Raw genomic sequence first — 9,924 nt, 5'->3', positions numbered from 1 at the left:
GCCAGCGTCTGTTGTGTATAACATACCGGTGCTGCCCGGCGTATTTCCAGGGGGGCACTTTTGGCGTGCGGCCAGTCGGGTGGTTGGGGTCCACCGACCGACTGGCGGCTGCCCGCCGGAGCGGGCAGCCGCCGGCCAAAGCGGACCTACCGCGTCGAGTACTCCGCGATCAACGCCTGGAACCTCATCGGGCTCGTACCCGGCAGTCCCGTCGACCCCAGCGCGATCATGCGGTTCGTGCCGGGCACGGCGGTGATGGCGGAGTAGTCCTTGCTCGCTGAGTCCGCCGGAAACGGCGCCATGGCCATGGTCCACCCCGCCGGCCCGTAGGAGCGGAACGTCGGCAGTGGCACGCGCGCCACCACCTGCGGAACGCCGTCCGCCCCGACCGCGACGGCGGGAGTGCTCGGGGTCTGCAGGCCGGCGACGGACTGCCAGGTGGTGCCGTCTCCCCGCACGACCACGTTGCCGGACCCCATGCCGCCGCTGTCACCGACCGCCCAGATGTCCTTCGAGGACAGTCCGTCCAGCGACCGGATGGTCAGCGGCTGCTGGATCTGTCCGATGTCGACGGTCCGCCACGCCGTTCCGTTCCAGTGGAACAGCACCGGTCCCATGAAGCCGTTCCACCACCCGTTGCCCGCCGCCCACACGTCGTCGGGCGCGAAGGCCTTGACGGTGTTGGCGAAGCAGAAGTTCGGGAACCCGCCGCCCGCGACGCACTCCGTCGGAGGCTGGTGCTCCAGCCAGGAGGTTCCGGTCCACTCGTGGAACACCGGCGCGTTCCCGCGGATGCCCACCAGCCAGGGGCGACCGTCCACGACGGACACGTCGCGGATCTCCAGCCTGCTCGGCGTGGCACCCGGCGGGTACGGGACCTCGGTCCACGTCCTGCCGTCGTAGTGCCACACCAGAAAGACGTTGCCCTCATCCGATCCCGAGGCACCCGTGACCCAGACGTCCTTCGGCGACGACGCCCCGACGTGCGTCAACGACATCCGCTCCGGCACGGCCGGCGGCGACATGCGCGACCACCTGAACCCGTTCCACCGCAGGATCAGCGGAACGCGGCCCGTCTCCTGGCCGGGGTCGTAGCCCTCCAGGCCGACCGCCCAGGCGTTCCTGGCGTCGACGGCGACGACGTCCTGGAGAGAACTCGTCGCCGCGAGCCGCGGGATCGACGCCAGTCGCCACGCGGGTTCCGCGGCCGCGGCCGGCGCGGCGGTGCTCACGACCACCGCGACCGACAGGGCGACGGCCGACCATCTTCCGACTCTCATGGATCCCCCAAGCTCTTCGACCCGAACAGGACTGGTGCCGGTCGATCGAGCCACGCCGCCGGGCCGCGCACCAGAGGTCCTGGTCGCCTTGACCCAACCGAGCGGTGATCGTGTCCCAGCCGTCGCGGCGAGGTAACCCGAATGGGATTCAGGTATGCCCTTGTGATCTAGCTCACGAACCAGGTACAACTGAACGCACGGTTACCGGAAATCGCGCCTCACGGAAACGCCTCCCTGCCAACCGAATACTTGTGAGGACCTGTGCGAACCGCAGTCGTCGCCGCCCTGCTCGGACTCGGCGCCTTCGCCGCCGCGGCGGGCCTGGTGCTGCAGCTGCACGCCTATCCCCTGCTGGCCAAGCTGCAGCACGACATCAACACCGTCTCGGTCTCGGAAGGAGAAGGGGTCACCGCCGTCGTGTACCCGCCCGGCGGCACGCCGGAGGTCCGGCACAACCTCCGTCTCACGGCGACCACGCGCGTCGAGGGTGATCTCGCCGCGCCCGAGGTCAAGGAGGACGGCGACGTCACCGTGTGGAAGCGGGCGACGATCGTCAAGGAGGACGCGGGCAAGCTCGTGCTCAGCGCCGAGGTCCGCAAGGTCTGCCTCGACCGCCGCACCGGCGAGGCGGTGGCGCCCTGCCAGGGCGAGTTCTACGAGACGGAGCAGGGCAAGCGGATCACCCCCGAGGGCAGGGCGCTCCTGCAGCCCGGCCTCAACTTCGTGTTCCCGTTCGACACCGAGCAGCGCGACTACCGGTGGTACGACACTGTTCTCAACCGGCCGGTGGCCATCCACTTCGCCGGGGAGCAGCTGCTGCAGGGACTCGACGTGTACAGGTTCGCGCACACGGTCCCGCCGACGGAGCTCGGCCGGTTCGCGGTACCGGGTTCCCTGGTCGGCAGTGCCGAGTCGTCGGTGGACGTCACCCAGTACTACGGCGTCACGCGCACGTTGCTGGTGGAGCCCACGACCGGCGCGGTGCTCTCGGTCCGCGAGGACATCCGGCAGGAGCTGCGCACCGACGCGCAGGCCGAGGGTGCGGGAACCCCTGTGTTCGCAGGGGAACTGGGGCTGACCAACGCGTCCGTCACCGCGAACGTCGACCAGGTCAAGGCGAACCTGCCGAGGCTCTTCATGATCACCGCTCTCCCGGCGCTGCTGCTGGCCGCCGGTGCCGCGTTGATCGCGGCCGGGGTGGTCCTGCTGCTCGTGCGCCGGCGCGGGCTCGTCGCCGGGGCGCTGGCGCTGGTGCTCGGTGCGTGCCTGGCGGGCACGATCACCTACGGCGTCACCAACGCCAGCGACCCGGACGGTTCGCTCGACCTCAAGAACGTGGTGTCGTCCACGAACGTCGACTACGGGCTGCGATGAGCCGCGTCCTCCTCCTCGATGATCCGGGCGACCCGCAGCAGGTCCCCCTCCGCCTTCGGGACCGCGATCAGGGTCACCGGCAACGGGTTCCCGGCGGTGTCCGAGCCCGCGCGCACGGACACCGCCGGGTAGCCGCTGACCCTCCAGAGCGGGGCGAACGGCGAGGTGGCGCCGTTGCGCACCAGGACGCCGCCGGGCAGCGACGTCGTCTCGGCCGGGCCGGTGTGCCCCGGCGTGACCAGCACGTCGACGCCCGCGAACATGTGGTTCAGCATCTCCCGTTCCGCGGCGCGCAACGAACGGCAGACTCCCTTGAACGGCCTGGGCACGACGCGGCCGAGCAGTTCCAGCTCACGCGGGCCGGCCGCGAGGTGCGGCGCCAGCAGGAGCCTGGCCTCGCTGGCGAGGTGCGGGTCGTGGTCCACCACCTCGTGGACGTGCAACGACAACAGCGCGGCGACGTCCTCGACGACCCTGCGCATGGGCGCGCGGGTGCGCGTGGTGACCGAGAGGCCGCGCAGCGACACCCCGATCCTCAGTGGACGGTCCGCCGGCACGGCCTCCCAGCCGACCCCGCGCACGACGTGCGCCACGTCGGCCACGGTCCTCGCCACCACACCGGACCCGCCGGAGGTCTCGAAGCCGACGACGCCGACGCCTCCCGCCGGTACCTGCCCGGCTCCGGGCGCGCGGCGGGCCAGCACCCCGGACACGACACCGGTGGCGACGGCGACCGCCGTGCCGGACACCTTCGGGTCCAGTGCCGTGGCGGGGATGCCGGGCGTCGGGTTGCGGTGGCGTTCTGCCGACGACGTCCGTCCGACCACGACGGCTCCGGCCGCCGCCAGTGCGTCGAAAGCCGAACGGGGCAGGGAGTCCTCGACGGCCAAAGGAAGGCCGAGCAGTCGTCCGCGCTCCCCCGCCGCCAACCGCCGATCGGCCTCCTCCGCACTGCGCCGGGCGGCCGCCAAATCGACATCTGTGAAGAGATGACGCCGCGAACCCAGCCGATGTTCGGTCGTCGCAAGGAGTTCTGCTGCGGTCGTCGCACCGCGGGCGAGCAGCCGGGCCTGCTCAACTGCTCCGGGATAGCACACAGGGGTTTCTTCCACGTGACTCTTCCTCCGGCATCGTCGCCGATGAGTAAGGAGCTCCTTCATTCAGCCGCCACCCGTTGCACAGCAGGGATTCCGCCGAACGGCTCCACGTTCCGGCGGCCGAGTAGCTTCTTTCTCCACGCGGACCGATCAAGATGACCTGAGTCACCCCGACCGAAGGGTTGCGCAGAGGTTACTGTCCGGTAGTTTCCTCGCCACTGTGACCTCCCTCTCACAGTCGGCACACACCTAGAAGGAGGACGAGTGCGACGTGTTGCGAGCCTCGTGCTGGTAGGACTGGGCATCTTCTCGCTGGCGCTCGGAGCAGTCCTGCGCTTCTACGTGTACCCCGAGCTCGCCGTCGTGCCGCTCGACCAGAAGACGCAGTCCGTTGCCGAAGGCGCGGCGAAGGTCTTCTACCCCAAGGAACTCGTCGTCCGGGACGCGCGGCTGACCGCCACCCGCAAGGTCGAGAGCAACCTGACCCGGCCGGAGGCGCAGGTCGACGGTGACGTGATGGTGTGGGACCAGGGTCTGGTCGTCACCGACTCGGAGAACCAGCTCGTCTCCGCGATGAAGCACCGCGTGTGCCTCGACCGGCGGACGAACATGGCGGTGCAGGAGTGCACCCAGCAGTACGTGACCGACGCCGAGGGCGACCCGACCGCGGACGACAAGGCGGTGCGCCAGGAGGGTCTGAACTACAAGTTCCCGTTCGGCACGCAGCCGCAGGACTACGAGTACTTCGACACCACGCTGCGCAAGGCCTCGACCGCGCGCTACGAGGGCACCGAGGAGCTCAACGGACTTGAGGTCTACAAGTTCGTCCAGAAGATCCCGTCGACCAAGTTCCGCGACCAGGAGGTGCCCGGCACCCTGGTGAACAGCACCGAGGCCTCGGTGAAGGCGGAACGCCGCTACCAGAACACCCGGACCATGTGGGTGGAGCCGACCAGCGGCATCATCATCAAGGGTTCGGAACAGCAGCGGCAGGTGCTCGTCGGGCCGGATGGAAAAGAAGGAACGGTGCTGCTCGACGCCACTTTGACGTTCAACGAGACGACCGTCAAAGAATCGGTCGAACGGGCCACGGAAGCGCGCGACAAATTGACTCTCATCAGCAGCACCGGACCGATCGTCCTGCTTTCCGTCGGCCTGGTGCTGCTGCTCGCGGGAATCGCGCTCGGCGTCATCGGGCGACGCGCTAGGCACGCCGCCTGAGCACGACCACGAAGTTCCACGAGGCGACCTCCCGGACCACCGGCACGCGGGTGATCCACTTCGCCCACCACGGGTGGTACCGGGGGAACGTCTCGACCACGTCGGCGACGGTCTGGCGGTGAGCCCACCGCCGGACCGCCCCAACGCTCACCGGGAACAGCGACGTGCCGAACGAGTTCTTGGGCGGCTTGCCGTTGCGGCGCTCGTACCGTCGTCGCGCGTAGTGACCGCCGAGGAAGTGCCAGGGCGCCGTCTCGTGGCCGCCCCAGGGTGACCACCACGGCGTGTACGACATGAAGACGGTGCCTCCGGGCCTGGTCACACGTACCATCTCGGCCAGCATCAGCCACGGGTCGTCGACGTGCTCCAGGACGTTGGACGAGTAGCAGACGTCCACCGAGCCGTCACGGAACGGCAGCGCGGTCCCGCTCGCGCGGATCATGCCGGGGTCGGGTTCACCGCGCGCGGACAGCTCGCCGACGTCCGGGTCGAGGCCCACGTACCGGGCGCCGGCGCCGCGGAACGCCTCCGCGAAGTAGCCGGGCCCGCCACCGACGTCGAGCACGACGGCGCCCTCCAGGGACACGTACGACGACACCTGGGTCACCGAGTCGTCCGCCAGGATCCGGTAGAAGTGGTCGGGGTCGGACTGTTCTTTCAGAAATGCGCGAAAAAGCCGAACAGAGCGCTGGAGAGTTGGCTTTCGCAACTTTCCGGGGGCCGAAACTGAACCGATCTCGACCATTGCCATCTCCCGCATTCCGTCTACCATGGCTACTTGACAGTAACCTAGCACCGGGAGAGGCAGATGTCGCGTTGCCCTGATTACCGGCCGAGCATTCTGCTGGTGAATTGGCGCGACACGAGACATCCCGAGGGCGGCGGTTCCGAACGGTACGTCGAGCGCATCGCCGAAGGGCTGGCGCGGCTCGGCTACCGGGTCGCGATCCAGTGCGCGGACCACAGCAGGGCCCCGTCCGGCGACTGGGTGGCGGGCGTGCGCTTCCGCAGGCGCGGCAACAAGTTCACGGTCTACCTGCACGCCCTGCTGGCGATCCTGCGCTCCGACGCGGACGTCATCGTGGACGTGCAGAACGGCATGCCCTTCTTCAGCCGCCTGGTCGCGCGCTGTCCCGTCCTCGTCCTCGTACACCACGTGCACCGCGAGCAGTGGCACAGCGCGCTCGGCCCGTTCTTCGGCCGGATCGGCTGGTGGATCGAGTCGTGGCTCGCGCCCCGGCTGTACCGCAAATGCCGCTACATCACGGTGTCCAACGTGACGCGGGACGAACTGGGCGCTCTCGGTGTCGAACTGCGGCGCACCGTGGTCGTGCCGAACGGACTGGACGCGCCTCCCGCCGTCACCGCGCGCCGCACCAAGGCCCCGGTGCTGGTCGCGGTATCCAGGCTGGTGCCGCACAAGCGGCTGGAGCACGCGATCGACCTGGTCGCCGAGCTCCGTCCGAAGTGGCCGGACGTCCGGCTGGAGCTCGTCGGCGAGGGCCCGTGGAAGGACGTGCTGCGGCAGCACGCGATCGACCGCGGTGTCGAGGACAGCGTCGTCATCCACGGCTGGGTCGACGAGCAGACCAAGCACGAGATCCTCGCCGGCGCGTGGGTGCACGTGTGCCCGTCGGTCAAGGAGGGCTGGGGCATCGTGATCATGGAGGCGGCCTCGCACGGCGTGCCGACGGTCGCGTACCGCTCGGCGGGTGGGGTGGCCGAGGCGATCGTGGAGCACAGCACGGGCCTGCTGGCCGAGGACTTCGGCGACTTCGTCCGGCACACCGAGAAGTTGTTGCGGGACAAGCCGTTGCGCAAGGCGATGGGCGCGGCGGGCAGGGAACGTGCCCAGCGGTTCAGCTGGGAGGAGAGCCTCGACGCGTTCGAAAGCGCCGTGCACAGCGCGTTGGAGCTGCCGCCGCGCGTCGTGGCCGGTGAGCGCCGCGTCGCACAGCAGGTCGAGTAGCCCCGCGAACCGTCGGCGTGGTGGCCTCCCCTGTCGTCACCACGCCGAATCGGCCACACCGGTTGCGTGCTCAGGAATCCGGCCTGCCGCGCCGTGTTGCGACTACCGCCGCGCCTCGTGCCCGGCGAGCGCCGCGTCGCACAGCAGGTCGAGCAGCCCCGAGGCGGCGGCCGCGTCGAAGTCCCTGCGTCGCACGCGCACGGTCGCCGTGGTGACCTCCCCTGTCGTCACCACGCCGAACGCGACACCGGACCGGCCACTCGCCGCGGGGTAGAAGCGCAGGGCGGCCACGTTCGCCTTGACCACACCGAGGTTCGACACGAGGAACGTGCTGCCCAGCCGGGACGCCAGCACCCGCATCCCCCACTGCGCCAAGGGGTTGTGCGCGCTGGGAAAGCCCGCTTCGGGTGCCGCGGACGCCAGCAGTGCGCGGACGTCGTCCTCGCCCGCCCCCGCCGGCAGGCGCAGTCTCAGCAGCGCGCTGTCGGCCTCGGGGCGTGGATCCGCGCCGCCGCGCCAGGACGCCCCGATCGCCGCGACGACACGGCCGTGGCCGGTGCCACGGGCGGCGTTCCACCTCCGCGTCGCGTCCAGCGCGGCGGACGTGAGCCTGGCGCTGCCCAGCTTCAACGCGGGCAGCGCGCAGGACACCAGGTGGTCGCCGGAGTCGTTGCCCTGCAACGAGGGCTGGATGCGCGTGGGAGGCGTCCACACCGCCTCGCGCACGCGGTCGAGCGCGCTCAGGAGGTACGGCCGGTCGGGGCTGCGCAGCGCCACGCCGGTCGCCGAGCTCTGCACGGGTTCGCCGAGCGCGATGCCCAGCAACGCGACCAAGCCCAGCCCGTCGACCGCTCCGTGGTGCGCGGCGATCATCAGGGACTCGCCGGCGAGCGCGACCCGGACGAGCGGATCGCCTGCGCCGTAACGGCCGTCGGCGAACTCCGCGCGCGTCAGGTCCCAATCGGACGGTCGCACCACGAGCGCGGCGGGGCCGAGGTTGGGGAACTCCGCGCCGGCGCGGGACATCCGCGCGGCCACCGCCGCGGGATCCGGCGCCTCGCGCAGGGTCGCCTCCAGCAGGATGCTCCAGGAGGCCGCCGGGTCCCCGGAGAAGGCCACGGTCACCCGGTCAGCGGGAGCCGTAGTCGAGGACCTCGGGCTCCTGGGCCTTCACGCCCTCTTCGAGCCGCTGCTCGACCACCTTGTCCGGGCTGTTCTGCTCGACGACGATCACACCGACCCCTCCGGCGAGAGCGGCCCCGGCAACGATCGCCACCAGCACCGAAACCAGTTCCACGATCTACTCCTCACGTCGGGGTGCCGCGAATCTACCGACCGGTAACCATCTCCACAACAGGCTCGCGCCGATCAGTGACCCAGCCGCGACCCACGCCAGCACAACGGGTGCAGCCGCTGGGCCGTTCGGTTCAGCGGGCACTGCTCCCCGCACCCGGTAGAGCGCCAGTTCGGGTCCGTCGTGGACTTTCTCCAGCCGTGCCAGCAGGTTCTCGTCGACCCGGCCCGGCGTCCCGTGCTCGACCAGCACCCAGCCGATGCCGGTCAGGTCGCCGTCGCGCAGCCGTGCCGCCCGCGGGTCCTCCCCCGCCACGACCTTTCCGCCCACCGACAGGGAGTCGTCCACGACGGTCGTGCCGGGCAGGTAGCGCGGCGCGGGGTCGAGCTGGGTGCGCCGGTCGTTCCAGTCGAACCTGCGGAAGGCCGACAGCGGGTACACGGCCACGTCACCGGGCTGGTCGACGAGCTTCTCCCGCACGGCGGCCCACTCCGCCGGGTACTGGACCGGTTCGAGGCGCCCGAGCCCGCCCCAGACGAGGTCCGGCACCAGCCCCAGCAGCAGCACGGCCACGAGCAACCGCGCCCGCAGCCGTTCCACTGCGGCCGCGAGCCCGATCGCGAACGGCAGCGCGAGCCACGCGACCCACTTCTGGCTGTCGCGCAGCAGTCCGGCGCCGGGCACGTGCTCGATCAACGCCTCCAGCACGGCCACCCCGCCCGGCAGCACCGCGATCAGGGCCAGCACGGCGCCCAGCACGCCCAGGCCCGCCAACGGCCACACGGGCAGGCGCTTCGACAGCTCCCGCAGTCCCAGGACCGCCGCTCCCAGGAGCAGCAGCGTGATCACCGGAAGCGCCGGGTTGGCGCGGCTCGCGGGCACGACCTCGCCGTTCCAGATCCCGCCCAGCCCCAGCACGCTGAGGACCGGGCCGCCCCAGTTCTCGGCCCGCGCGCTGAACGCCTCGACGCCGGCCGGGTCCGAGAGTCCGTCGTGCAGCAACGACGGCACCCACCACGGCGCGTTCAGCACGACCCCGATCGCCATGACCTGCCAGGCTTTCCTGCGGCCGGCCGTGGCCAGCGCCGTGCCGAGCGCGAGGATGCCGCCCGGCGCCGAGAGCACGGCGGGCAGGCTCGCCAGCACGAGCCGCGTCCACGCGTGGGGTTCGCCGTCCCGCATCCTCAGCCCTGCCATGGCGATCCACGGCAGGGCCGCGTAGCCCAGCAGCAACGTCCAGTGGCCTATGAACAGCCGTTCGGCGAGGTAGGCGTTCCACGAGTAGGCCACGGCGGCGACGATCCGCACGCCGGTCTTCTCGGTCGGCACCAGCAGCCCGGCGCCCAGCGCTCCGGCGAAGACGATCGCGAGCAGCGCCGCCTTCTGCACCAGCTGACCGGGCACGACCTGGGTCAGCAGCGCGACCACCGCGTCGACCGGCACCGCCCGCGGCAACGCGTCCCCGAGCCCGAAAGCCGCCGCGTTGAGCGGTTGTTCGGGCGTGAAGACCATGTCGTAGACGAGGACGTAGCCCGGCCACAGCACGGGAGCGAGGGCGGCCAGGGCCAGCGCCGCGCACGTGGCGTAGAGCGTCAGTCCGTTCGGCCGCACTTGCTCCCTCTCCGGTCGCGCCGGGGCTACAGTCGCCGAAACTACCGGCCAGTAGTACTCACCGGTAGCCCTGCCTGC

9 protein-coding genes are annotated in these 9,924 nt (G+C 70.7%); 3 read left to right on the top strand and 6 right to left on the bottom strand.

The window, feature by feature from the left end:
- Positions 1 to 146: 146 nt before the first annotated feature.
- Positions 147 to 1,280, bottom strand: a complete 1,134-nt coding sequence (locus ACFWN2_RS13690; protein ID WP_382427408.1) for a WD40/YVTN/BNR-like repeat-containing protein — start codon at positions 1,278 to 1,280, stop codon at positions 147 to 149.
- Positions 1,281 to 1,541: 261 nt separating this feature from the next.
- Here ACFWN2_RS13690 and ACFWN2_RS13685 point away from each other — a divergent pair, with 261 nt between their 5' ends.
- On the top strand, positions 1,542 to 2,654 hold the full coding sequence (locus ACFWN2_RS13685) for a DUF3068 domain-containing protein (RefSeq protein WP_382427406.1): 1,113 nt from the start codon (positions 1,542 to 1,544) through the stop codon (positions 2,652 to 2,654).
- Here the strand turns inward: ACFWN2_RS13685 and ACFWN2_RS13680 are convergent.
- A complete protein-coding gene (locus ACFWN2_RS13680; protein WP_382427405.1) occupies positions 2,639 to 3,625 on the bottom strand; it encodes a hypothetical protein in 987 nt (328 codons plus the stop codon). The genes ACFWN2_RS13685 and ACFWN2_RS13680 overlap by 16 nt on opposite strands.
- A gap of 390 nt (positions 3,626 to 4,015) precedes the next feature.
- On the opposite strand from ACFWN2_RS13680, the gene ACFWN2_RS13675 reads away from it, so the two are divergent.
- Positions 4,016 to 4,972, top strand: a complete 957-nt coding sequence (locus tag ACFWN2_RS13675) for a DUF3068 domain-containing protein (protein WP_382427404.1) — start codon at positions 4,016 to 4,018, stop codon at positions 4,970 to 4,972.
- On the opposite strand, the gene ACFWN2_RS13670 is transcribed toward ACFWN2_RS13675, so the two are convergent.
- Positions 4,956 to 5,579 carry a class I SAM-dependent methyltransferase gene (locus ACFWN2_RS13670; protein WP_382427402.1) on the bottom strand — a complete coding sequence of 208 codons (624 nt, stop codon included), beginning with the start codon at positions 5,577 to 5,579 and terminating at the stop codon, positions 4,956 to 4,958. The two genes, ACFWN2_RS13675 and ACFWN2_RS13670, sit on opposite strands and share 17 nt — an antisense overlap.
- A 240-nt stretch (positions 5,580 to 5,819) precedes the next feature.
- Between ACFWN2_RS13670 and ACFWN2_RS13665 the strand changes: the two genes are divergently transcribed.
- Positions 5,820 to 6,941 (top strand): glycosyltransferase family 4 protein, encoded by a 1,122-nt coding sequence (locus ACFWN2_RS13665; RefSeq protein WP_382427401.1) that lies wholly within the window; start codon positions 5,820 to 5,822, stop codon positions 6,939 to 6,941.
- A gap of 102 nt (positions 6,942 to 7,043) precedes the next feature.
- Here ACFWN2_RS13665 and ACFWN2_RS13660 read toward each other — a convergent pair whose 3' ends face one another.
- The 3 genes from ACFWN2_RS13660 to ACFWN2_RS13650 are packed head-to-tail and all read right to left on the bottom strand — an operon-like array spanning position 7,044 to position 9,846.
- On the bottom strand, positions 7,044 to 8,066 hold the full coding sequence (locus tag ACFWN2_RS13660) for a hypothetical protein (RefSeq protein ID WP_382427400.1): 1,023 nt from the start codon (positions 8,064 to 8,066) through the stop codon (positions 7,044 to 7,046).
- A gap of 4 nt (positions 8,067 to 8,070) precedes the next feature.
- Positions 8,071 to 8,238, bottom strand: a complete 168-nt coding sequence (locus ACFWN2_RS13655) for a hypothetical protein (protein ID WP_382427398.1) — start codon at positions 8,236 to 8,238, stop codon at positions 8,071 to 8,073.
- Positions 8,239 to 8,241: 3 nt separating this feature from the next.
- Complete coding sequence (locus ACFWN2_RS13650) at positions 8,242 to 9,846, bottom strand: hypothetical protein (protein ID WP_382427396.1); 1,605 nt, start codon at positions 9,844 to 9,846, stop codon at positions 8,242 to 8,244.
- Between the last annotated feature and the right edge of the window lie 78 nt (positions 9,847 to 9,924).

Source organism: Lentzea sp. NPDC058436, from assembly GCF_042721515.1.
Classification (GTDB): Bacteria; Actinomycetota; Actinomycetes; order Mycobacteriales; family Pseudonocardiaceae; genus Lentzea.
The sequence above is the reverse complement of the archived record's forward strand: the minus strand, read 5'-3'. Positions and strand labels throughout refer to the sequence as shown.